Source organism: Bacillus cereus group sp. BfR-BA-01360, assembly GCF_022663595.1.
Lineage (GTDB): Bacteria > Bacillota > Bacilli > Bacillales > Bacillaceae_G > Bacillus_A > Bacillus_A cytotoxicus.
Genome location: NZ_JAKUFV010000024.1, coordinates 1 through 24,835, shown reverse-complemented (window position 1 = coordinate 24,835; position 24,835 = coordinate 1). Strand labels below are relative to the sequence as shown.

Sequence of the window (24,835 nt, the reverse complement as noted above, 5' to 3'; positions counted from 1 at the left end):
CCTACCTCCCTTTTAGTCTACAGGTTATCCCAATTATTCCTTAGTTGCCTCAACTTCGATATTTAATTTATCTGCGGATTGATGATCATCATCATCTTCTGTATCACGCATTTCAATTTCCGTATCGTCGCTAGACATCATTTTAACGTCCATACCTAAACTTTGCAGTTCTTTAATCAATACTTTGAATGATTCTGGAACGCCTGGTTCTGGAACATTTTCACCTTTCACAATCGCTTCGTATGTCTTAACGCGACCGACAACATCATCAGACTTCACAGTTAAGATTTCTTGAAGAGTATAAGCAGCACCGTAAGCTTCAAGTGCCCAAACCTCCATCTCACCGAAACGTTGTCCACCGAACTGTGCTTTACCTCCAAGAGGTTGTTGCGTTACAAGTGAGTATGGTCCAGTAGAACGAGCGTGAAGTTTATCGTCAACCATGTGTGCAAGTTTAATCATGTACATGACACCAACAGATACACGGTTATCGAATGGCTCACCAGTACGTCCGTCGTACAGGATTGTCTTCGCATCATTCGCCATACCAGCTTCTTCAATTGTACCCCATACATCTTCCTCACGAGCACCATCGAATACTGGTGTTGCAACATGAATACCTAGATATCTAGCTGCCATACCAAGGTGAAGCTCTAACACCTGACCGATATTCATACGAGATGGTACCCCTAATGGGTTAAGCATGATATCGATTGGTGTACCGTCTGGTAAGAATGGCATATCTTCTTCCGGTAAAATACGGGAGATAACCCCTTTGTTACCATGACGACCGGCCATTTTGTCACCTTCAGAAATTTTACGTTTTTGAACGATATATACACGAACCAATTGATTTACACCTGGTGGTAATTCGTCACCGTCTTCACGGTTAAACACTTTTACATCCAGGATAATACCGCCACCACCGTGTGGTACACGTAGTGATGTATCACGTACTTCACGCGCTTTCTCACCGAAGATTGCGTGTAATAAACGTTCTTCTGCTGTTAATTCTGTTACACCTTTTGGTGTTACTTTACCAACAAGTAGATCTCCGTCTTTTACTTCCGCACCGATGCGAATAATACCGCGCTCGTCAAGGTTACGAAGTGCATCTTCCCCAACGTTCGGGATATCACGCGTAATTTCTTCTGGTCCTAATTTTGTATCACGAGCTTCTGATTCATACTCTTCAATATGAATAGAAGTATACACATCATCTTTTACAAGGCGCTCACTCATAATGATCGCATCCTCGTAGTTATAACCATCCCATGTCATAAAGCCAACAAGCACGTTACGTCCAAGTGCAAGCTCACCTTTTTCCATAGAAGGACCATCCGCAAGGATTTCACCTTTTACAACTTCATCGCCAACACTTACGATTGGACGTTGGTTGTAGCAAGTTCCTTGGTTAGAACGGATGAATTTCAACATCTTATAGCGATCTAAGTCGCCTTTTACTTTTTGACCGTCAATTTCTACATAACGACGCACCCAAACTTCACGTGCTTCAACGCGTTCAACAATACCAGGATGTTTACAGATTACTGCAGCACCCGAGTCTTTCGCTGACACATACTCCATACCTGTACCTACAATCGGAGATTCCGGATTCATTAACGGAACCGCCTGACGTTGCATGTTGGCACCCATAAGTGCACGGTTAGAGTCGTCATTTTCTAAGAACGGAATACAAGCTGTCGCTGCAGACACTACTTGTTTTGGAGATACATCCATGTAGTCGATGCGCTCTTTATTTGTAACAATGTTTTCACCGCGGAAACGAGCTACGATATCATCATCAAGGAATTCACCTTCTGGAGATAATTTCATATTCGCTTGGGCTACAACATAGTTATCTTCTTCATCGGCTGTTAAGTAATCAACATGCTCTGTTACACGACCAGTTTCTGGATCAACACGACGATATGGTGTTTCAATGAAACCAAACTCATTTACTTTCGCAAATGAAGATAATGAGTTAATCAAACCGATGTTTGGTCCCTCTGGCGTTTCAATCGGACACATACGACCGTAGTGAGAATAGTGAACATCACGCACTTCAAAGCCTGCGCGCTCACGCGTTAAACCACCAGGTCCTAATGCAGATAATCTTCGTTTATGTGTTAACTCTGCCAATGGGTTTGTTTGATCCATGAACTGAGATAACTGAGAGCTTCCGAAGAACTCTTTAATAGATGCAATAACCGGACGAATGTTAATTAACGCTTGCGGTGTAATTGCATTTGTATCTTGAATCGACATTCTCTCACGAACAACACGTTCCATACGAGAAAGACCGATACGGAATTGGTTTTGTAATAACTCTCCTACAGAACGTAGACGACGGTTACCTAAATGGTCGATATCGTCTGTATCCCCTACTTTATATAGTAAGTTAAAGAAGTAGCTAATAGAAGCAAGAATATCACCTGGTGTAATGTGTTTCACATCACGAGTAATATTTGCATTCCCAATTACATTAATAACGCGTTCGCCTTCTGAATCTGGAGCATAAATCTTAATAGATTGCAGCTCAACATCGCCTTCTACCACTCCGCCCATCGGCTTCGCTGTTTTGAATCCAATGTTCTTCTCTAAGTTAGGTAAAATGCGATCAAGTGTACGGCGATCTAAAACTGTTCCCTCTGCCGCTAAAATCTCTCCGGTTTCTGGATCTACTAATGTTTCAGCTAAGCGTTGGTTAAACAGTCTGTTTTTAATGTGTAATTTTTTGTTGATCTTATAGCGACCTACATTTGCTAAATCGTAGCGCTTTGGATCAAAGAAGCGAGAAACAAGCAAGCTTTTCGCGTTTTCCACTGTTGGTGGTTCACCTGGGCGTAAACGCTCATAAATTTCAAGCAACGCTTTTTCAGTGCTATCTGTGTTATCTTTTTCTAACGTATTGCTTAAGTATTCATTATCACCTAAAAGCTCGGTGATTTCTTGATCAGAGCCAAACCCTAATGCGCGTAACAAAACAGTTACAGGAAGCTTACGGGTACGGTCAATACGTACATATACAACATCCTTAGCATCTGTTTCATACTCTAACCAAGCTCCGCGGTTTGGAATTACAGTAGCAGTAAAACCACGTTTTCCGTTTTTATCCACTTTGCCACTATAGTATACGCTTGGAGAGCGAACTAACTGGGAAACGATAACACGTTCTGCACCGTTAATTACGAATGTTCCTGTCTCTGTCATGAGTGGGAAATCTCCCATGAACACATCTTGCTCTTTTACTTCACCAGTTTCTTTGTTGATTAGACGAACTTTCACACGAAGTGGTGCTGCATACGTCACATCACGCTCTTTACATTCTTCTACAGAGTATTTAGGCTCACCTAAGCTGTAGTCGATAAATTCAAGCGATAGATTTCCCGTAAAGTCTTCGATCGGAGAAATGTCTTGGAACATTTCTCGCAAACCCTCATCAAGAAACCACTGATAAGAAGAGGTTTGAATTTCGATAAGATTTGGTAACTCTAATACTTCACTAATACGGGCATAACTTCTTCGTTGGCGGTGGCGTCCGTATTGAACTAGTTGACCTGTCAACTGCTTCACCCCTCAAATCATGAGTATTATAAATGCACAAAAAAATTTGTGCAAAATCACAAATAAATATAGCTAACGCTAGTAGCGTAGCTTTTTCTCTCAAAGATAGATACGTTGAGTCTTTCCATCTGTTCAAAAAAGAAAAATGGCTTCTATAAGAAAACCATCACTCTATTTCATGATTTACTGATTTTACTATCTTTTCCAAGAGAAACAAAAATATACATTTTTCTCAACGTAGAAAATCATATATTGGCATTGTATAATGTTAACATAGCCCCAAAAAACCGTCAACGTTTTTTTGATTTTATGATATAATATCCTTTTTTCTTTTCAACAATCTCAACTTCAGCAAACGTTTCTTCTAGTTTTTTGAGCGCGGATGGTGCACCTTGTTTCTTTTGAATCACAATCCAAAGTTCTCCTCCTGGCACTAGATGATCGAAAGCTTTTCCTAAAATTTCATGCACGATATGCTTACCAGCACGAATTGGAGGATTGGATAGAATCGCGGCATATTGGCCATCTACCTTTTCATAGACATTGCTTTGGAAAATTCGAATATTCTCCACGTTATTGTTAGCAGCATTTTCTTTCGCAAGCTCAAGCGCCCTTTCATTTACATCTACCATGTGAACGCGGCGCCCTCGAAACTCTTTTGCTAACGACAAACCAATCGGTCCGTACCCACATCCAACATCTAATATATCCCCGTCGATATCCGGCATTTGAAATGCTTCAATTAAAAGACGAGATCCAAAGTCCACCTCGTTTTTCGAAAATACCCCACGGTCAGATAAAAAAACAAATTGCGATCCTCTTAGTGTAAATTCCCACCGCTTACGATCACTTTTACTCGAAGGGTCATTAGAAAAATAATGGTCTGCCATTTGGTCACCTCTTTTCTTTACAGTTAAAAAAAAAGCTCGCATGAGAGCGAGCTTTTTTAAAGCTTCAAAAGTTAATTACTTAACTTCTACAGCAGCGCCAACTTCTTCAAGTTTAGCTTTGATTTCTTCAGCTTCTTCTTTAGAAGCGCCTTCTTTGATTACTTTTGGAGTGTTGTCAACTAATTCTTTAGCTTCTTTTAAGCCAAGACCAGTGATTTCACGAACAACTTTGATAACTTTGATTTTTTGTGCACCAGCGTTAGCTAGTTCAACATCAAATTCAGTTTTCTCAGCAGCAGCTTCACCAGCGCCACCAACAACAGCTACAGGAGCAGCAGCAGTTACGCCGAATTCTTCCTCGATAGCTTTTACTAAGTCGTTAAGTTCTAATACAGTCATAGATTTAACTGCTTCAATGATTTGTTCTTTAGTCATTGTAAATATCCTCCCTTAAATAGGTTTGTATTGTTTTATCGATAACACGTAATTATCTTTTAAAAAATTAAGCGCCTTGCTCTTCCTTTTGTTCTGCAACTGCTTTAGTAGCAAGTGCAAGGTTACGGATTGGAGCTTGAAGAACGCTAAGAAGCATAGAAAGTAAGCCTTCACGAGATGGAAGAGTAGCGATTGCTTTAACCTCATCAAGTGTTACTAGTTTACCTTCGATTACGCCCGCTTTAATTTCTAAAGCTTCATGATCTTTAGCGAAGTCGTTTAATACTTTCGCAGGAGCAACTACATCCTCGTTACTGAACGCGATTGCGTTTGGTCCTGTTAAGAATTCATTTAACTCAGCCATTTCAACAGATTCTGCAGCACGACGAGTTAAAGAGTTTTTGTAAACTTTGAACTCAACGCCAGCCTCACGTAAGTTCTTACGTAATTCAGTTGCTTCAGATACTGTTAAACCACGGTAGTCAACAACGATTGTAGATTTACTTTCGCGAAGTTTATCAGCGATTTCAGTTACAACTTGTTGTTTCATTTCGATTGCTTTGCTCATATTATTACACCTCCTGTAGATTATATAGAAGATGTACCGAAAGTGCACTAAAAACCTCCATGCTAACTTGTAGACATGGAGGCATATAGTCACAGAAAAAAATTCCGTTTCGTATATTAACACCTAGGTAGGAAATTAAGCCAATTTGGCACCTACTGTCTACGGTACACTATTTAAATTCACAACATAAATGATTATATTAAATCTTCTTTATGAAGTCAACTTCCAATTTTTATACAAGTGTAGAAACATCTACGCGTACACCAGGTCCCATTGTAGAAGTAACTGTTACGTTCTTCATGTAAGTACCTTTTGCAGCAGCTGGTTTCGCTTTTAATAACGTGTCAGCAATTGTTTTGAAGTTTTCTACTAATTTTGCATCTTCGAAAGATACTTTACCAATTGGAACATGGATGTTACCAGCTTTATCAACGCGGTATTCAACTTTACCAGCTTTGATTTCGTTAACAGCTTTTGTTACATCGAAAGTAACTGTTCCAGTTTTAGGGTTTGGCATTAAACCTTTAGGTCCTAATACACGACCAAGTTTACCAACTTCACCCATCATGTCAGGAGTTGCTACTACTACATCAAAGTCGAACCAACCTTGTTGGATTTTGTTGATGTAATCAGCATCGCCTACGAAGTCAGCTCCAGCAGCTTCAGCTTCTTTTGCTTTTTCACCTTTAGCGAATACTAATACACGTTGTACTTTACCAGTACCGTGTGGAAGAACAACTGCACCACGAATTTGTTGGTCAGCTTTCTTAGGGTCAACACCTAAACGAAATGCAGCTTCTACAGTTGCATCAAATTTAGCTGTGTTTGTTTTCTTTACTAATTCTACTGCTTCTGTTGCAGAATAAGCAGTTGCACGTTCAACAAGCTTCGCAGCTTCTACGTACTTTTTACCTCTTTTAGCCATGTTTATTTCCTCCTTGAATGTGGTTTTAGCGGAATAACCTCCCACGTTTACGCCCTTATTCCAAGATTTTTCTTGAGGATGTGCGCCCATCCATTTATTTAAAAACGATACTCATTTACGATAATAAAGGTTGCGAATTGGACTTCCAGACCCGCAACCTTTTTTACAAAAAACAAATCGAATTAGTCTTCGATAACGATGCCCATACTGCGTGCAGTACCTTCAACCATACGCATTGCAGCTTCTACGCTAGCAGCGTTTAGGTCAGGCATTTTAGTTTCAGCGATTTCGCGTACTTTATCACGCTTAACAGTTGCCACTTTATTACGGTTTGGTTCACCAGAACCAGACTCGATACCAGCTACTTTCTTAAGAAGAACAGCAGCAGGAGGAGTTTTAGTAATGAAAGTGAATGAACGGTCTTCGAATACCGTAATTTCAACAGGAATGATAAGACCAGCTTGATCTGCTGTACGAGCGTTGAACTCTTTACAGAAGCCCATGATGTTAACACCCGCTTGTCCTAATGCTGGACCAACTGGTGGAGCTGGGTTAGCTTTACCTGCAGGAATTTGAAGTTTTACCATTTTAATTACCTTTTTAGCCACGAGACACACCTCCTTAAGTCCGTGATGTGGTCAATTGGACAATGATTTGCCCTCCCACTTCATCATTTTATCGATAACGATAAAATCTTTTCAAAAAACGCCTCCGTTACCGAAGACGTACTGACTTAAAAGATATTATCACTTTTTACAATTCATTTCAAGTTTCATTTTATAATTTTTCAATTTGATGGAAATCAAGCTCAACTGGTGTTTCACGACCAAACATGTCTACCAACACTCGTACTTTTTGTTTTTCCATATCGATTTCTTCAATTGCACCTGTATAATCCGCGAACGGTCCTTCGTTTACGCGTACCGTTTCATGAAGTTCAAAGTCGAAATCAACAACTTCATTATCCATTCCCATATGTTTCATAATGGTAACAACTTCCTCTTCTAATAGAGGAGATGGTTTCGAACCTGAACCAGAAGATCCAACAAACCCAGTTACACCTGGTGTGTTACGAACAACATACCAAGAATCATCAGTCATAATTAATTCGACTAACACATAACCTGGGAACACTTTTCTTTTTGTTAACTTTTCTTTTCCGTTTTTCATTTCTACTTCTACTTCTTCCGGAACAACAACACGGAAAATTTTATCTTGCATCCCCATTGATTCTACACGTTTCTCAAGGTTTGCTTTTACTTTATTTTCATAACCAGAATAAGTATGGACAACATACCAGCTTTTTTCCATTCATTTAGGACAAGCGTCCTTCCCTCCCTGACGTACATTTTTTTGCACAAATGAAAAAACCCGTTCATCGGGCTTTTACACAGTTCTTATAAATAACATTATATCATGGATAAGTGCTTCTTATTCAAGAATTAACCGAATTAAAGAAGAAATGCCCATATCAACCACTGCGAAAAAAATCGCAAAAAAGATAACTGTTGCAATAACAGTAGCTGTCGAACGGAGTAATTCATCTTTTTTAGGCCAACTTACTTTTTTCATCTCGCGACTTACATCACCGAAAAAGTTCGTTAAACGCATTTACGGGACCTCCAGTGCATTATTTCGATTATTTATTTTGTTTCCTTATGAACTGTATGCTTATTGCATGTTTTACAAAATTTCTTTATTTCAAGTCGCTCTACAGAGCTCATATCTTTCATTGTAGAGTAGTTACGATTTTTACACTCTTCACATGAGAGCACCACTTTTTTTCTCATTTGTTATACCAACCTTGTAACATTATGTCCCTAAAAATGTATCATACAATAAAAGGCAATGTCAATGACATGCCTTTTACTTAGATACAAAAAAAGGAAAGAAAGTACCTTTACATCATTTCGAATTTAAAGTTGTATTCTCTCTCATTTCCATATATCTTTCTAATTTCCGTTTTACACGTTGAAGAGCATTATCAATAGATTTCACATGTCTATTTAGTTGCTCAGATATTTCTTGATATGAACGGCCGTCTAAGTATAAAGAAAGTACTTTCCTCTCCAAATCGCTTAATAATTCAGATATTTTCAATTCTATGTCACTATATTCTTCCTGACTAATAATCATTTCTTCAGGATCTGTTACTTTTGCTTCTGAAATAACATCTAATAGCGTACGGTCAGATTCCTCATCGTAAATCGGTTTATCCAAAGAAACATACGAATTTAAAGGAATATGTTTTTGTCTTGTTGCAGTCTTAATAGCAGTAATAATTTGACGAGTAATACATAATTCAGCAAATGCTTTAAAAGAAGATAGCTTGTCCTCTTTATAATCACGAATCGCTTTAAAAAGCCCAATCATACCTTCTTGAACGATATCCTCTCGATCGGCACCTACTAAAAAATAAGATCTCGATTTTGCGCGAACAAAGTTTTTATACTTGTGTATTAAATATTCAAGAGCATCAATATTACCTTTTCGAACTAACTCAACGATTGCCTCATCCTCTAAATCGCGAAACGTAACGTTGCTAGTACTTACGAAGCCTGTTTCCACTCTGATCCCTCCGACCGCTATTTATTTAGAAATATTATACAGTAAGCGTTTAAAGAGCGTCAATGTCTCAACGCTCTCCTCGCCTTAATTTTTCTAATTTTTCTGTAACATCCTTGCTAAATATTGTTCGCATAGCTGGTTGTTTCTCTTTGGTCGCTTTCGTTTCATGACGCACCTGTTGTTCCATCGCCTGCACTTCTAACTCCAGTTCACGCGCTGACTTTCTAAGCGCCCCCTGTCCAAAGATAACCCATTGCTCCGTATAATCAGAAGTTGCAACATAGATTTGTGTATTAATATTACGAAGTTCGCTTGCCAACTGTTCGATCTTTTCATCAGCAGTTTGATTTTTTCTAGTAAAAATAACCTCAACACGCGATTGCTTCATCTTTTTCTCAATACCTTGAACTGTATAAGCATCAAACACAATCATTACTTTTGTTCCAGTGTACCCTTGATAATCTGCCATTTTATCAATTAATGCGTCCCTCGATGCTTGTAAATCTACATCCCTCAATTTCTTCAAGTCTTTCCAAGCCCCTATGATGTTGTAGCCATCAACGATTAAAATATCATTCATTTGTTACTTACCAATCTGGTGGCGTTTACGATATACCTCATACATTAACAGACTTGCAGCTACTGAAGCATTTAAGGATGTAACTTTACCGACCATAGGTAAATGAACTAGGAAATCACACTTTTGTCCAATGATACGGCTCATGCCTTTTCCTTCACTACCAATTACTAATCCAATCGGCATATTACCATCTAGATTACGATAATCAGTCTTCCCTTTAGCATCTGTACCAGCGATCCATAGACCGCGTTCCTTTAGCTCATCGATTGTACGAGATAAATTTGTCACTCGCACAACAGGAATATACTCAATCGCTCCTGTAGAGGCCTTTGCAACTGAAGCTGTCAGTCCAACAGATCGTCGCTTTGGAATAATAATACCGTGCGCTCCAGTTGCATCTGCGGTACGCATAATAGACCCCAGATTATGTGGATCTTCAATCTCATCTAAAATTAAAAAGAATGGCTCTTCATTACGTTTAGCAGCAACTTTGAATAAATCTTCTAATTCCGCATATTGATATGCTGCTACTTGAGCAATTACTCCTTGATGATTTCCTTCAACAAGTTGGTCTAATTTTTTCTTTGGGGCATATTGCAGAAGAATTTTATTCTCTTTTGCTAATGCTACGACAATTTGAATTTGTCCTTTAGCAGCACCTTCTGCCACCCAAATCTTATTAATATCTCGTCCCGATCGCAATGCTTCAATAACGGGATTACGTCCAATAATGTATTCGCTACTCATGACAATTTGCCTCCTTCCGTTCCTTCTAACACATGAATCGCCTTATTTACAATTTCCTCTAATCTTTCACGATTGTGTAGTAAATAATGATAACCAATCACCGCTTCAAAAGCTGTGCTATGACGATATGTTTGTACGTCTGTATTTTTCGGAACAGTACCTGAATTTGCATTACGCCCTCTTCTTAATACTGCTTCTTCTTCCTCAGTTAAAAAATTCGTTTCTAATAAATGATAAACTACTTTCGCTTGCGCTTTTGCAGAAACAAAGCTCGTCCCTAATCGATGTAGCTGGTTGGGACGAACTGTTCCTTTTTGAAGAAGGTGATGGCGGATATATTGTTCATACACCGCATCACCCATGTAGGCTAACGCCAAACTGTTTAATTGCTTTGCATCAATCATACTTATCCTCTTTTCCATCTTGTACCTTGAGCGGTATCTTCTAAAATAATATTGCGTTCTTTTAAGTCATCACGGATTTTATCAGCTAATGCAAAATCACGATTTTTACGAGCTTCAATACGCTTTTGAATGAGCGCTTCAATTTCTTTATCAAGTAATTCTTCTTTCGTAAACACTAATCCTAAAATACTAAACAACATTTCAAGTTGGTTGATATACGCTTCAATAACAACTTTTGACGTATGCTCTTCTAATAAATATTGATTTGCATGGTTTGCTAAGTTATACAACTCTGTTATTGCATTTGCTGTATTAAAGTCATCATCCATTGCCGCCTCAAATGCAGATTGGAATTCCTTCATTTCAGCTAACCATTTCTCATTATGATCTGTTAAATCCGTACTGCTTTCTATACGATGCTTTAAGTTTCGATAAGTCGTTTTAATTCTTTCTAATCCATTATTTGTACTTTGTAATAGCTCTTCACTAAAGTTAATTGGATGACGATAATGTACAGATAGCATAAAGAATCGAATTAATTGCGGATCATATTGCTTAATAATATCGTGAACAAGAATAAAATTCCCTAACGATTTAGACATTTTCTCATTGTTAATATTAATATAACCATTATGCATCCAGTAGCGTGCAAATGGTTTTCCAGTTAAAGCTTCTGATTGCGCAATTTCATTTTCATGATGCGGGAATGATAAATCTTGCCCACCAGCATGAATATCAATTGAATCTCCTAAATATTTTCTTGCCATTGCAGAGCATTCAATATGCCAACCCGGGCGTCCTTTTCCCCAAGGGCTTTCCCAGAAGATTTCTCCTTCTTTCGCTGCCTTCCATAAAGCAAAATCGAGTGGGTCTTGTTTCTTTTCCCCCACTTCAATACGTGCGCCATGACGTAAATCTTCAATTGCTTGATGCGATAACTTACCGTATCCTTCAAACTCTTTTGTTCTGTAATATACATCGCCCTCAGATTCATATGCATACCCTTTATTCACAAGCTCTTGAATAAACTCAATAATGATATCCATATTTTCTGTTACTCGTGGATGAACCGTTGCATGTTTGCAACCAAGTGCCGTTACATCCTCGAAGTACGCTTCGATAAAACGCTCTGCAATTGTTGGGACATCTTCTCCAAGTTCATTTGCAGCCTTAATTAATTTATCATCGACATCAGTAAAGTTGGAAACATATTGGACATCATATCCTTTATGTTCTAAGTAACGACGCACTGTATCAAATACCATAGGCGGTCTTGCGTTCCCAATATGAATATAGTTGTATACTGTAGGTCCGCATACATACATCTTTACTTTCTTTTCTTCTAAAGGAATAAATTCTTCCTTCTGACGTGTTAATGTATTATAAATGTGAATAGTCATTGTTATCCTTCCTTTCTACTTTCAATGCAAGCTGCTTCTTTAATGCTTCTATCTCTGCTTCCATTACTTTTAATTTATCAAAAATTGGATCTGGTAAGTCTGAATGATTTAGCTCCTGCCCAATCTTCACTCCATTTTGAATAACGACGCGTCCCGGTATACCTACAACTGTAGAATGTGCAGGAACTTCTTTTAATACGACAGACCCTGCTCCAATTTTAGAGTTTTCCCCAATCGTAATAGATCCAAGTACTTTTGCCCCTGTTGAAATGAGTACATTGTCCTTGATAGTTGGATGCCTTTTTCCTTTTTCCTTTCCAGTACCCCCAAGTGTAACACCTTGATAAATCGTTACATTATCTCCAATTTCACATGTTTCCCCAATTACTACACCCATACCATGATCAATAAAAAAACGTCGACCAATTGTTGCTCCTGGGTGAATTTCAATACCAGTAAAAAAACGACTAACTTGTGAAATGAGGCGTGCAATAAAGAAAAACTTTTTTTTATAAAAAGCATGTGCAATTCGATGTGCCCAAACTGCATGCAATCCAGAATAAGTTAAAATGACTTCGAAATAACTTCTTGCCGCTGGATCCTGTTCAAAAACGACTTCAATATCTTCTCGAAGCCTCTTAAACATCAATGTCCCCTCCCCTTTACAGGTTACTTTTTTTAATGAATGATTTTTTCTCCTTTAGCCCCTCTTTACTCAAACGTATAAATTGGAAATGTATACAACCCAGCCCTTTACTACTCAGTGTCTTAGGAACAGCTACCGTTCCTTCGTTTTTAAAGTAAGGTAAGCCTCTTAAGCCATAAATGATGGAATAAAAAAGGCGTCTCTGTCACATTGACAGAGACGCCTTTTTAGCGCGGTTCCACTCTGTTTAGGCCAAAAAAGCCTCAAACTCATTCTTAATAACGGCTGATACCGCTTCTGCTTACTTTTCGTCTTTCGGGCGTTTTCCGAAATCATTCGTTGTTGGGCAGAAGACTCAAAGGTGCATTTCAAAAAACCGCTTATAAACCACTTCCAGCCAAAGATGGTTCTCTCTGTAAAAAGCCTGTTTTTCTACTTCTCCTTCTCGTCGCTTTTCCTTATTCACTTTTGAGTATTCTTATTATATTTCGAAATTCGTTAAATGTTAACCAATTACTTTTTGAATACGTTTTAAGACTTTCTCTTTTCCAAGAAGCGCAATCGCATTTGGAAGCTCTGGACCATGTGTTTGCCCAGTTGTTGCAACACGAATTGGCATAAATAAGTTTTTACCCTTATGTCCTGTTTCCTTTTGAACAGCTTTAATTGCTTTCTTAATTGTAGCTGGTTCTACTTCCTCTAGAGCCTCTAATTCTACTGCAAACGCACGAAGCACTTCAGGTACTTGTTCTCCTTTTAATACTTCTTTTCCTTCTTCTTCAAAGTCTACATGATCTTTGAAGAACATTTCAGAAAGCTCCACAATTTCAGCCCCATAGCTCATTTGTTCATGATATAAAGCAATTACGTCCCGAACCCAAGCTGCTTCTTGCTCACTTAAATCTTCACTTACACGACCAGCTTTCACTAAATGCGGTAAGCTTAATGCAACAACAGTATCTAAATCTTGTTTTTTCATATATTGGTTATTCATCCATTTTAATTTTTGGGAATCGAATAACGCAGGTGATTTTGATAAACGAGCTGCATCAAACATCTTAATAAACTCATCTTTTGAGAAGATTTCCTCTTCTCCTACTGGTGACCAACCTAGTAATGCAATGAAGTTAAAAATTGCTTCTGGAAGATATCCAAGTGCTTCATATTGTTCAATAAATTGAATAATAGATTCATCTCGTTTACTTAATTTTTTACGACTTTCATTTACGATGAGTGTCATATGACCAAACTGAGGAGTATCCCAGCCAAATGCTTCATAAATCATCATTTGTTTTGGCGTATTCGAAATATGATCATCTCCACGAAGAACATGTGTAATTTCCATTAAATGATCATCTACCGCTACCGCAAAGTTATATGTTGGAATACCATCTTTTTTCACGATAACAAAGTCACCGAAGTCGTTAGAATGGAATGTCACATCACCTTTTACAATATCATTAAATTTGTACTCACGGTTATCTGGTACACGGAAGCGAATACTTGGAACACGGCCTTCCGCCTCAAATTGCGCAATTTGTTCCTCTGTTAAATTGCGGTGATTACCTGCGTAACGAGGTGTCTCACCACGAGCGATTTGCCCTTCACGTTCTGCTTCTAATTCTTCCTCAGTCATATAGCATTTATAAGCTAAACCACGCTCTAGTAAATCTTCATATAACTCTTTATAAATATCTAAACGCTCTGTTTGACGATATGGTCCATATTTACCACCAACGTCAACACCTTCATCCCAGTCCATACCGAGCCATTTCAAGTATTTTAATTGGCTTTCTTCACCGCCAGCAACGTTACGTTTCACATCAGTATCTTCAATGCGAATAATAAACTTACCATCTTGATGACGAGCAAATAAATAATTAAATAATGCCGTACGCGCATTTCCGATATGTAAGTGTCCTGTTGGACTTGGCGCATAGCGCACTCTCACTTGCTTTTCCATAATTGGTACACCTTCCATTCTTAATGTCAACACATTCTATAATTGTACACCAAAAAAATCTGATTATCCATCTTGCAAACAAAAAACCATTATTTTTTCTGTAATAATACAACCGCTTGAGAAGCAATTCCTTCTTCTCTACCTGTAAATCCCAACTTTTCTGTCGTTGTCGCTTTTACATTAATATTATCAATCGATGTTTCTAAAAGCTCACTAATACGTTTCCGCATGCTTTCAATATGTGGCGCCATCTTTGGTTTCTGAGCAATAATTGTACAATCTAAATTCCCTAATTCATATCCTTGTTCACGTACAAACTCCCAAACCTTTTGTAATAACACTGCCGAATCCGCATCTTTAAAAGCCGGGTCTGTGTCTGGAAAATGTTTTCCGATATCTCCAGCAGCAATCGCTCCTAAACAAGCATCCGCAATTGTATGTAAAAGCACATCTGCATCTGAATGACCTAATAAACCTTTCTCATATGGAATCGTAATCCCTCCGATAATTAACGGTCTTCCTTCTGCAAATTCATGCACATCAAAACCTTGTCCAATTCGAAACATTCTATACATCCTCCTCAAGCTAAACTACTAAATTTTATGATTCTATCTTATATCGCTATGTGTATAAAGAAAAGCCCGGTACGAACCGAGCTTTTCAACCATACTACCGCTATCTTCTCTGAACGTGCAAAAAGCTTTCAGCAATTAATAAATCTTCTGGTGTTGTCACCTTAATATTATAATAGCTACCTTCTACTACGCCGACTTCCTTTCCGATACGCTCTACGAGACTTGCATCATCCGTACCAAGAAAACCACTTTGCTTCGCGCTTTGATGAGCCTCTAATAAAAGTGCAACAGAAAAGCCTTGCGGTGTTTGAACCGCTCTAAGTTGAGAACGTTCAACTGTCTCAAAAACTGCATCATTTACTACTTTCTTTATCGTATCCTTCACTGGTACAGCGCAAATGGAAGCACCCTTCTCTTTTGCCACAATTAATACTTCATGAATCATCTTATTCGTTACAAAAGGGCGGGCACCATCATGAACAAGAACATATTCAGTTTCTTTCACATACTGAAGTGCATGATACACACTATCTTGTCTTTCGGCTCCACCTTGAATAAACTGCACATTCTTTCGAATACCGTACTTTTGTATTAATGCCTCAAAATCAGAACGCTCTTGTTCGTTAATTGCCATAATAATTTTTTCACATGCTTCGTCTTTCTCAAAAGCACGTAATGTATGAACGATAATAGGCACCTCATTAATAAGCAAAAACAATTTGTTTTTACCAGCGCCCATTCGTTTCCCTTGACCTGCTGCTGGAATAATTAATGTATACATATTACGAATCCTCTGCTTATAATGCTTTTTCTAATAATTTACGCTTTGCAAAAATCATACGACCAGCCGATGTTTGCAGTACACTTGTAACAAGTACTTCTAATTGGGAGCCAACGTACTCCTTGCCGTCTTCTACTACAATCATGGTGCCATCATCTAAATATGCAACACCTTGATTTTGCTCTTTTCCATCTTTCACAACATAAACATTTAACTCTTCTCCAGGGAGAACAACCGGTTTAATTGCATTTGCTAAATCATTAATATTTAAAACCGTTACCCCCTGTAATTCAGAAACCTTATTTAAATTGAAGTCATTCGTTACAACCGTTCCACCAGTTAACTTCGCCAATTTCACAAGTTTGCTATCTACCTCTTGAATATCTTCAAAATCACCCTCGTAAATCTCTACTGGAATCGGCATTTCTTTTTGAATACGATTTAAAATATCTAGCCCTCTGCGGCCTCGATTACGCTTTAATGCGTCAGAAGAATCAGCAATATGTTGTAACTCTTCTAATACAAACTGTGGGATTACAATTGTTCCCTCTAAAAATTTTGTTTGACAAATATCCGCAATACGTCCATCAATAATTACACTCGTATCAAGAATTTTCCAGTTCAGAGAAGATTCCTCTCCCCCTACTTCGTTCTCTTCATTTTCGCTATTCGCATTTTTCTTCTTACCGCTACGCTGTGGCAATGTAAATAACCCTAGCAACTCATTTCGTTTTTTGAACCCTACCTGGAAGCCTAAATAACCAAGTAAAAGAGTAAAGAAAACCTGTAACACGGTACTGATGACTTGAATTGTAATTTCACGAATTGGGATTAAAATTAAATATGCAACGATAAGACCAGAGATTAAACCTAGCGTACCAAATAAAACATCTGTCACAGGCGCCTTTACAAGCGCTTCTTCAATATGTTTAATAAGCTGAACAATATAATCTACAAGCCAAAATGTTGTTAAAAATAAAATGATTGCACCAATAATTGCACGAACATATGAACCTTCAAGTAAAGGAACTGCACCAATCTCTAACACATTCATTACTTTTGGGATTAAAAAAATCCCTAAAGCTCCCCCGATTACTAAAAAGAAGAGCTGTACGATCCGTTTCAACATTCAACCACCTCCTACTCATTATTAACCATTGTTTTGTGAATCAAAACGCCGAATGTAAAAGCGGACGTGCTTTTTTCATAAATCGTTTTATTTACCAATATATCATATCATATATTAAAAATGTTCTCGCCTTGTTATATTGTATATTCAATGTAATATTCTTAGTTGTGTCTACTCATATAAAGATGTTCTTGGATTCGTTTTAAACCTTCTCGTATTTTTTTCGCTCGAACTTCCCCAATTCCTTCCACATCATCGAGTTCATCAATCGATGCTCGACAGACACCTTGCAATGTTTTAAAACGATTGATCAAATTTTCAATAATGAGAGGTGGCACTCTCGATATTTTACTTGTAATGCGATATCCCCTTGGTGTGACACTTTCCTCCAAACTTGTTTGTCCTGGGTAACCGAGCAATTTGACTAAGTCACTATCTTCTAAAAGCTGTGCATTTGCAAGATCTTGTAGTTTTTTCAATATTTGATAATGATCTTGCGTTTTTTCTTGATAGTAATCTTTTATTAATAAAGCGGCCTCCGCCTCTAAATCCGCCAGTAACTCCGTTAATTGTAAACGAATGAGCCTGCCTTCTGTTCCTAACTCATGAATATAACTCAAAATCTCATTCTTAATACGAAGTACCATCTCAACACTATGTAAAACGTGAACTACCTCAGATAACGTAACAACCTCTTCAAATTCTAGAATACCCAAATTCGTAATACCGTCATTCCAGACTGCTTTATATTTTTCTAAAGTTTGAATCGCTTGATTCGCCTTAGTTAAAATAACACCTATATCTTTTAATGTATAACGTAAATTCCCTTGATATAACGTAATTACATTACGTCTTTGTGAAATCGCTATAACAAGACTACCTGTTTGTTTTGCTACACGCTCCGCCGTACGGTGACGCATTCCTGTTTCAATAGAGTCAATAGCTGATTCAGGAACTAATTGAGCATTTGCAATTAAGATTTTGCTTCCTGTTTCATTTAAAATGAGTGCACCGTCCATTTTTGCTAATTCGTATAAACTAGCAGGAGAAAATCCACAATTAATATGGAACCCTCCATCCACAATACTTTTTATTTGTTCATTGTACCCAAGAACAATTAATCCACCAGTCTGTGCACGAAGTACATTATCTATCCCTTCACGTAGCGGTGTACCTGGTGCAACAAGCTGTAAAATATTAAGCATACTTTTCACACGTTGCTTGTTTTCTTCCATAGCCTAGCCTCCTAATGTCAATCGCAGCGCCTCGCCTAAATTGGAAACACCAACCACTTCAATCCCCTCAGGAATTGTCCATCCACCTAAATTTTTCCGCGGGATAATTGCACGTTGAAATCCTAATTTAGCAGCTTCTTGTACACGTTGTTCAATTCTTGATACTCTTCTTATTTCTCCAGTTAATCCTACTTCTCCTATTACCGCATCAGTCGGTGCCGTAGATTTATCTCGAAAACTTGAAGCAATGCTTATTGCAACCGCTAAGTCAATCGCTGGTTCATCTAACTTCAAACCTCCAGCCACTTTCAAATACGCATCTTGATTTTGCAACAATAATCCGGCTCTCTTTTCCAACACTGCCATAATAAGAGATACACGATTATGATCAATTCCTGTGGCCATTCTTCGAGGATTTCCAAAACTAGTAGGAGAGATTAATGCTTGTATTTCTACTAAAACAGGTCTTGTTCCTTCCATTGAGGCAACAACTGTAGACCCTGCAACTCCGACCGGTCTTTCTTCTAGGAAAATTTCAGAAGGATTCAATACTTCTGCAAGACCCAGCTCTTTCATTTCAAAAATACCCATTTCATTTGTAGAACCAAATCGGTTTTTTACTGCTCGCAAAATACGATATGTATGATGACGATCTCCTTCAAAATAAAGAACCGCATCTACCATATGTTCTAGCATACGTGGCCCTGCAATCGCACCTTCTTTTGTCACATGCCCAACAATAAAAATGGGGATTCCTTTCGTTTTCGCAAGTTTCATCAGTTCCGCCGTACATTCACGTACTTGTGCCACACTTCCAGGTGCTGAAGTAACTTCCGGTAGATAAATGGTTTGAATAGAATCAATTACAACAAAAGAGGGATTCATTTCTTCAATATGAGCTGCAATGCGCTGTAAATCTGTTTCTGAAACAACGAACAGATTCCGGCCATTTACATGTAAACGATCTGCACGAAGCTTGATTTGTTTTGCGGATTCTTCTCCTGATATATACAGAACATCATAAGCAGAATTTGCTAATTGTGATGATATTTGCAACAGTAAAGTCGATTTCCCAATTCCAGGATCTCCTCCGATAAGAACAAGGGAACCATCAACAATACCTCCACCTAATACACGATTAAATTCTTGAAATTGTGTCTCAATACGCGCTTCTGATTTTGTTTCTACTTCTATAAGCCTTCTTGGTTTTGTTACCTCTGTTTGAATCGCATTTGCATAATTAAGGCGTCTAGATGATACAACTTGTTCTATCTCTTCAACAAGTGTATTCCATTGTCCACAACCAGGGCATCTTCCCATATATTTCGGTGATTGATAACCGCATTCTTGACATATGAATTTCGTTTTCTTCTTAGCCATATTCTTCTATACTTCACTTCACTTTCATAAACATATAGCTCGTATAAGAAAGAGGGCTATCGAATAGCCCCCCTTGTTTTTCTATACTTATTTTACCTTTTCTGCACTGCGAATGACAAATGATTCTCTCTCTTTATCAAAGATAACTTTTTGTCCTTTCTCAATGACTCCTTTTAGAAGTTCTTCTGATAATCGATCTTCCACATGTTTCTGAATTGCTCTGCGAAGTGGACGAGCACCATACTCGCGATCGAACCCTTTATCAGCAATCGCTTCAATTGCAGCGTCCGTTAACTCTAAATAAATCTCTTGTTCTTCTAATCGTTTTACTAGTTGATTTACCATTAGTGTCACAATTTCTTGAATATGTTTTTTCTCAAGCATATGGAACACAATGATTTCATCGATACGGTTCAAGAATTCTGGACGGAATGCTTTTTTCAATTCGTCCATTACTTTTCCTTTCATATCTGCATAGTCACGGCTCTCATCTTGCACATTAAATCCAAGGTGTTTATTGCGTTTTAATGCCTCAGCACCAACGTTAGAAGTCATAATCACAATTGTATTACGGAAATCAACTGTGCGACCTTTAGAGTCTGTCAAACGGCCGTCTTCTAATACTTGTAATAAAATATTAAATACATCTGGATGTGCTTTTTCTACTTCATCTAATAGAACAACAGAATACGGTTTACGACGAACCTTCTCTGTTAATTGACCGCCCTCTTCATATCCTACATATCCTGGAGGAGAACCAACTAAACGAGATGTAGAATGTTTCTCCATATATTCCGACATGTCGATGCGGATCATAGCATCCTCATCACCGAACATAGATTCCGCTAATGCTCGTGCTAATTCTGTTTTCCCAACACCAGTTGGTCCTAAGAAAATAAAGGAACCAATTGGACGTTTTGGATCTTTTAAGCCAGCTCTTGCACGACGTACCGCCTTCGCTACAGCTACAACAGCTTCATCTTGACCGATTACACGATCATGTAAAATGGATTCTAAGTTTAACAATTTATCCGTTTCTGTTTGCGCAAGCTTAGAAACTGGAATACGCGTCCATGTAGAAACAACGTTTGCAATATCCTCTACTGTCACTTCAGAGTTTTCTTTTCCTTGCTGTTCTTTCCACTGACGTTTTGTATCCTCTAATTTTTCACGTAAACGTTGCTCCATATCTCGTAATGAAGCAGCTTTTTCGAATTCTTGACTCTGCACAGCTGCATCTTTTTCTTTACGAATTTCCTCAAGTTTCACTTCTAATTCTTTTAAGTTTGGTGGCGTTGTATAAGAACGTAAACGTACTTTAGAAGCCGCCTCATCAATTAAATCGATTGCTTTATCCGGTAAGAAGCGATCTGTAATATAGCGATCTGAAAGCTTTACCGCTACCTCGATTGCATCATCTGTAATAGATACACGGTGATGCGCTTCATATCGATCACGCAACCCTTTCAAAATTTGAATAGATTCTTCCAAGCTTGGTTCATCCACTTGAATTGGTTGGAAGCGTCGCTCTAACGCTGCGTCTTTTTCAATATATTTTCGATACTCATCTAAAGTTGTCGCACCAATACATTGTAGTTCGCCACGCGCTAGCGAAGGTTTTAAAATATTCGATGCATCAATTGCCCCTTCTGCACCGCCTGCACCAATTAATGTATGAAGTTCGTCAATAAATAAAATAATGTTACCTGCCTGACGAATCTCATCCATTACTTTTTTTAAACGATCCTCAAACTCACCACGATATTTTGTACCAGCTACAACTGTTCCCATATCTAATGTCATAACACGTTTATCTCGTAATGTTTCCGGAACTTCGTTATTTACAATTTGTTGCGCTAAACCTTCTGCGATTGCAGTCTTACCTACACCTGGCTCCCCAATTAGCACCGGGTTATTTTTTGTTCTACGGCTTAACACCTCAATAACCCGTTGAATTTCCTTACTGCGCCCAATAACAGGATCTAATCTACTTTCACGTGCAATTACTGTTAAATCACGTGCTAAGCTATCCAAAGTTGGTGTATTGGCATTTGTCGATGAAGCACCTTGATGACCTGAAGCTGCTTCATTGCTTCCAAGAAGTTGTAACACTTGTTGTCTCGCCTTATTTAAACTTACACCTAAGTTATTTAAAACACGCGCTGCAACGCCTTCTCCTTCACGAATTAATCCTAGTAAGATATGCTCCGTTCCAACATAAGAATGACCTAATTTACGTGCTTCATCCATGGATAATTCAATGACCTTTTTCGCACGAGGAGTATAATGAACAGTCTGAGATACTTCTGTACCACGACCAATTAATGCCTCTACTTCTTTTTGTATCTTCTCTGGACTTAAGCCAAGAGCAATTAATGCTTTCGCTGCAATACCTTCACCTTCACGTACTAGCCCAAGTAAAATATGCTCTGTTCCAATATTATTATGACCAATACGGATTGCTTCCTCTTGAGATAAAGCTAATACTTTCTGCGCTCGTTCTGTAAATCTTCCAAACATCATAGAAATCGCCTCCTACTATGCTTCATTTTCTTCAATGCGTAATCTTTCACGGATTAAAGCTGCCCTTCGATAATCTCTTTCTTCTGGTCCCAGTTGTCCACCTGCATATTGCTGGAGAATACCTGGTTGGGTAAGCACCATTAGCTCCGTCAAAATATTTCTTGATACATCTTTTATATAACCTAAATCAATGCCAAGTCTTACATCAGATAAACAAGTAGCAGCTTCTGCAGATTGGATTAAGCGACTATGAGCGAGTATACCGTAAGAACGATACACTTTATCCTCAAGCTCAATACTTGAATTTTTCACAATTAATTCTCGCGCTGCCTTTTCCTGTTGAATTAATTGATGAATCACACTTGTTAAATCTGCAATAATATCTTCCTCAGATTTCCCTAGCGTCATCTGATTGGAAACTTGAAATATATTCCCTAAGGCTTCGCTACCTTCCCCATATATTCCTCTTACAACTAAACCTAATTGCTGAATTGCCTGTATAATACGATTGATTCGTTTTGTTAAAACAAGTGCAGGTAAATGGATCATGACTGAAGCCCTTAATCCAGTTCCTACATTTGTAGGGCAACTTGTAACATAACCAAGTTCTTCATCAAATGCATATTCAACCACTTCTTCAAATGCATTATCTATTTTGTTTGCACTTTGAAGCGCCTCGGATAATTGCAATCCTGGGAATAAGCATTGAATGCGCACATGATCTTCTTCATTTAGCATGACACTTATATGCTCACTCTCAGATAATATACAAGCTCCAAATTCTGTCTCGGCAAGATTTGGACTAATTAAATGCTTTTCTACTAAGACTCTCCGCTGAAGGGGAGTTAATTCGTTCATTTTTAATAACTCAAAGCTGCCAAAATCTCTCATCGTTTTATTCACTAACTTTTGCTGAAATAACTCTGTAATCTGATTAGCTTCTTCAGCTGTTTGCATAATTGGAAAATGATAATTTTTTAAATTACGAGCTAAACGAATACGAGTGCTTAAAACGATGTCAGAATCTGGTCCATCTCCCTTCATCCAAGGGCTTATTGCTTCATTCATAATACGATCGAGTGACATAGAACTACTCCCCCTCTCTATGTTCACTTATTTGTTTTTCGAGATTTCGAATTTGATCACGAATTTGTGCGGCCTGTTCAAACTCTTCTCTTTGTACATGCTGCTTTAAAGTTAGTTTTAGTTCATCTAATTCTTTTTTCAAGTGGATATTTCCTCCTATACGCTTTGGAACTTTTCCACTATGATTTGTATGGCCACCATGCAATCGTTTTAACATAGGTTTTATTTGATCTTTAAATGTCTCATAACAAGAAGAACATCCAAGACGTCCAACTTTTGCAAATTGCTCATATGTCATTTTACACTCTGGACATCTCAATACTTTTGTACTTGAAAAAGTATTTTCCTTTTGTCCAAATGTTGCTGGCCCACCATTCAATAACCCTGCTAACAAGTCTTGAAAGGAAAAACTGGGTTGTGATGATTGAAAGAAAGACGTATAGCCACTTTGTCCTGCACATTGCTCACAAAGATGAACTTCCGTCTTTTCCCCATTTACTACTTTTGTATAATGCAAGGTTGCTGGTCTCATATTACAGTTTTGACAAGTCATCTTTATCCCCACCTTTACAACAGGAAAAACCAAAGCCCATAATACTATTTATATTATGGGATTCCTTTTTCACTTAGTCGATTCTGGCAAATTATATGTTGTTTATAAAACCGAACTATCTTACTTCCAAAAACATTTCCTAACAAAAGTCATATTTATTTATATTTCAGTGTCTTTAACATTGCGCATAATATCCGTGCTCGAAGTTGATCTCGAGACGGTGCATCCATTAATAATACAGAGCGATCCAATACACTTAACATCAATTTTGCTTCTCTTTTTGTTATAATACCTTCTTCTATTAAGCGTATAATCATACCTTCTGCATTACTTTGTGCAATACTATGCTCAATCATATGAAGCATTTGATCGATAATGTCTATATCATCATGCAGTTTGACTTTGATAATACGAATGTAACCGCCACCGCCCCTTTTGCTTTCCACTATAAATCCTCTTTCCAATGTGAAGCGGGTATTAATGACATAATTGATTTGAGATGGAACACAATCAAAGCGATCTGCGATCTCACTTCTCTTAATTTCAATTACATTGTTATTGCTTAAGTCAATAACTTGCTTTAGATATTGCTCAATGATATCAGATATATTTCTCATTTATCCGCCACCTTTATTGACTTTGACTATCTTTGACTTTAATTATATACGTATTAAAAAAATTTGCAACTCTTTTGCTCTTTTACTATCTTATCCATAATCTTCATTGCTTAATCATGTTTGAAACGTTTATAAAAACAAAAAAACACGAATCGATTGATTCGTGTTTAAATTGCTTGGCGACGTCCTACTCTCACAGGGGCAAGGCCCCAACTACCATCGGCGCTAGAGAGCTTAACTTCCGTGTTCGGTATGGGAACGGG

At 38.0% G+C, this 24,835-nt stretch carries 25 protein-coding genes, 1 rRNA gene and 2 other annotated features; all 26 genes read right to left on the bottom strand.

All coding sequences use genetic code 11. The annotated features are described in order from the left end of the window. Positions 1–33 precede the first annotated feature (33 nt). A complete protein-coding gene (gene rpoB / locus MR056_RS17765; RefSeq protein WP_048721547.1) occupies positions 34–3,567 on the bottom strand; it encodes a DNA-directed RNA polymerase subunit beta in 3,534 nt (1,177 codons plus the stop codon). A 290-nt stretch (positions 3,568–3,857) separates the two neighbouring features. Next, on the bottom strand, positions 3,858–4,457 hold the full coding sequence (locus MR056_RS17760; protein WP_011983238.1) for a class I SAM-dependent methyltransferase: 600 nt from the start codon (positions 4,455–4,457) through the stop codon (positions 3,858–3,860). A gap of 75 nt (positions 4,458–4,532) precedes the next feature. Then, positions 4,533–4,892, bottom strand: coding sequence for a 50S ribosomal protein L7/L12 (gene rplL / locus MR056_RS17755; protein WP_011983237.1), 360 nt, complete (start codon positions 4,890–4,892; stop codon positions 4,533–4,535). Positions 4,893–4,959: 67 nt separating this feature from the next. Next, positions 4,960–5,460 carry a 50S ribosomal protein L10 gene (gene rplJ, locus MR056_RS17750; RefSeq protein WP_011983236.1) on the bottom strand — a complete coding sequence of 167 codons (501 nt, stop codon included), beginning with the start codon at positions 5,458–5,460 and terminating at the stop codon, positions 4,960–4,962. A 39-nt stretch (positions 5,461–5,499) separates the two neighbouring features. After that, positions 5,500–5,643, bottom strand: a sequence feature (ribosomal protein L10 leader region). 49 nt (positions 5,644–5,692) lie between these two features. Further along, a complete protein-coding gene (gene rplA, locus MR056_RS17745; RefSeq protein WP_011983235.1) occupies positions 5,693–6,385 on the bottom strand; it encodes a 50S ribosomal protein L1 in 693 nt (230 codons plus the stop codon). Positions 6,386–6,567: 182 nt separating this feature from the next. After that, a complete protein-coding gene (rplK, locus tag MR056_RS17740; RefSeq protein ID WP_001085872.1) occupies positions 6,568–6,993 on the bottom strand; it encodes a 50S ribosomal protein L11 in 426 nt (141 codons plus the stop codon). Between the two features lie 169 nt (positions 6,994–7,162). Further along, positions 7,163–7,696, bottom strand: a complete 534-nt coding sequence (nusG, locus tag MR056_RS17735) for a transcription termination/antitermination protein NusG (protein ID WP_011983234.1) — start codon at positions 7,694–7,696, stop codon at positions 7,163–7,165. A 120-nt stretch (positions 7,697–7,816) separates the two neighbouring features. Next, a complete protein-coding gene (gene secE, locus MR056_RS17730; protein ID WP_011983233.1) occupies positions 7,817–7,996 on the bottom strand; it encodes a preprotein translocase subunit SecE in 180 nt (59 codons plus the stop codon). 32 nt (positions 7,997–8,028) lie between these two features. Continuing rightward, the gene (rpmG, locus tag MR056_RS17725; RefSeq protein WP_081428336.1) at positions 8,029–8,175 is read right to left on the bottom strand and encodes a 50S ribosomal protein L33; all 147 of its coding nucleotides are present in this window, start codon (positions 8,173–8,175) and stop codon (positions 8,029–8,031) included. A gap of 115 nt (positions 8,176–8,290) precedes the next feature. Then, positions 8,291–8,953 (bottom strand): RNA polymerase factor sigma-70, encoded by a 663-nt coding sequence (locus tag MR056_RS17720; RefSeq protein ID WP_011983232.1) that lies wholly within the window; start codon positions 8,951–8,953, stop codon positions 8,291–8,293. Positions 8,954–9,020: 67 nt separating this feature from the next. After that, positions 9,021–9,533 (bottom strand): NYN domain-containing protein, encoded by a 513-nt coding sequence (locus MR056_RS17715; RefSeq protein WP_011983231.1) that lies wholly within the window; start codon positions 9,531–9,533, stop codon positions 9,021–9,023. Between the two features lie 3 nt (positions 9,534–9,536). Next, positions 9,537–10,280 (bottom strand): 23S rRNA (guanosine(2251)-2'-O)-methyltransferase RlmB, encoded by a 744-nt coding sequence (gene rlmB, locus MR056_RS17710; protein WP_011983230.1) that lies wholly within the window; start codon positions 10,278–10,280, stop codon positions 9,537–9,539. Continuing rightward, entirely contained in the window at positions 10,277–10,684 is a 408-nt protein-coding gene (locus MR056_RS17705) for a Mini-ribonuclease 3 (protein ID WP_011983229.1), read from the bottom strand. The genes rlmB and MR056_RS17705 overlap by 4 nt, the downstream gene beginning before the upstream one ends. Before the next feature lie 2 nt (positions 10,685–10,686). After that, positions 10,687–12,084: a cysteine--tRNA ligase gene (gene cysS, locus MR056_RS17700; protein ID WP_087094329.1), complete on the bottom strand. Its 1,398-nt coding sequence runs from the start codon at positions 12,082–12,084 to the stop codon at positions 10,687–10,689. After that, positions 12,065–12,730 (bottom strand): serine O-acetyltransferase, encoded by a 666-nt coding sequence (cysE, locus tag MR056_RS17695; protein WP_011983227.1) that lies wholly within the window; start codon positions 12,728–12,730, stop codon positions 12,065–12,067. Before cysE ends, cysS begins: the two co-directional genes overlap by 20 nt. Before the next feature lie 212 nt (positions 12,731–12,942). Continuing rightward, positions 12,943–13,188 (bottom strand) — a binding site (T-box leader). A gap of 47 nt (positions 13,189–13,235) precedes the next feature. Next, complete coding sequence (gene gltX / locus MR056_RS17690) at positions 13,236–14,693, bottom strand: glutamate--tRNA ligase (protein ID WP_011983226.1); 1,458 nt, start codon at positions 14,691–14,693, stop codon at positions 13,236–13,238. An 89-nt stretch (positions 14,694–14,782) separates the two neighbouring features. Continuing rightward, positions 14,783–15,259 carry a 2-C-methyl-D-erythritol 2,4-cyclodiphosphate synthase gene (gene ispF, locus MR056_RS17685; RefSeq protein WP_011983225.1) on the bottom strand — a complete coding sequence of 159 codons (477 nt, stop codon included), beginning with the start codon at positions 15,257–15,259 and terminating at the stop codon, positions 14,783–14,785. A 109-nt stretch (positions 15,260–15,368) separates the two neighbouring features. Beyond that, positions 15,369–16,049, bottom strand: a complete 681-nt coding sequence (gene ispD / locus MR056_RS17680; protein WP_011983224.1) for a 2-C-methyl-D-erythritol 4-phosphate cytidylyltransferase — start codon at positions 16,047–16,049, stop codon at positions 15,369–15,371. A gap of 16 nt (positions 16,050–16,065) precedes the next feature. Beyond that, the gene (locus MR056_RS17675; RefSeq protein WP_087097529.1) at positions 16,066–17,178 is read right to left on the bottom strand and encodes a PIN/TRAM domain-containing protein; all 1,113 of its coding nucleotides are present in this window, start codon (positions 17,176–17,178) and stop codon (positions 16,066–16,068) included. 161 nt (positions 17,179–17,339) lie between these two features. Next, complete coding sequence (disA, locus tag MR056_RS17670; RefSeq protein WP_011983222.1) at positions 17,340–18,413, bottom strand: DNA integrity scanning diadenylate cyclase DisA; 1,074 nt, start codon at positions 18,411–18,413, stop codon at positions 17,340–17,342. A gap of 3 nt (positions 18,414–18,416) precedes the next feature. Further along, positions 18,417–19,793: a DNA repair protein RadA gene (radA, locus tag MR056_RS17665; protein WP_087097527.1), complete on the bottom strand. Its 1,377-nt coding sequence runs from the start codon at positions 19,791–19,793 to the stop codon at positions 18,417–18,419. Between the two features lie 87 nt (positions 19,794–19,880). Continuing rightward, positions 19,881–22,316: an ATP-dependent protease ATP-binding subunit ClpC gene (gene clpC / locus MR056_RS17660; protein WP_011983220.1), complete on the bottom strand. Its 2,436-nt coding sequence runs from the start codon at positions 22,314–22,316 to the stop codon at positions 19,881–19,883. A 15-nt stretch (positions 22,317–22,331) separates the two neighbouring features. Next, entirely contained in the window at positions 22,332–23,402 is a 1,071-nt protein-coding gene (locus tag MR056_RS17655) for a protein-arginine kinase McsB (RefSeq protein ID WP_087097525.1), read from the bottom strand. Between the two features lie 4 nt (positions 23,403–23,406). After that, positions 23,407–23,955: a protein-arginine kinase activator protein McsA gene (locus MR056_RS17650; RefSeq protein WP_011983218.1), complete on the bottom strand. Its 549-nt coding sequence runs from the start codon at positions 23,953–23,955 to the stop codon at positions 23,407–23,409. A gap of 155 nt (positions 23,956–24,110) precedes the next feature. Then, on the bottom strand, positions 24,111–24,572 hold the full coding sequence (locus MR056_RS17645) for a CtsR family transcriptional regulator (RefSeq protein WP_011983217.1): 462 nt from the start codon (positions 24,570–24,572) through the stop codon (positions 24,111–24,113). A 174-nt stretch (positions 24,573–24,746) separates the two neighbouring features. After that, positions 24,747–24,835, bottom strand: a 5S ribosomal RNA gene (gene rrf / locus MR056_RS17640); the annotation flags it as partial.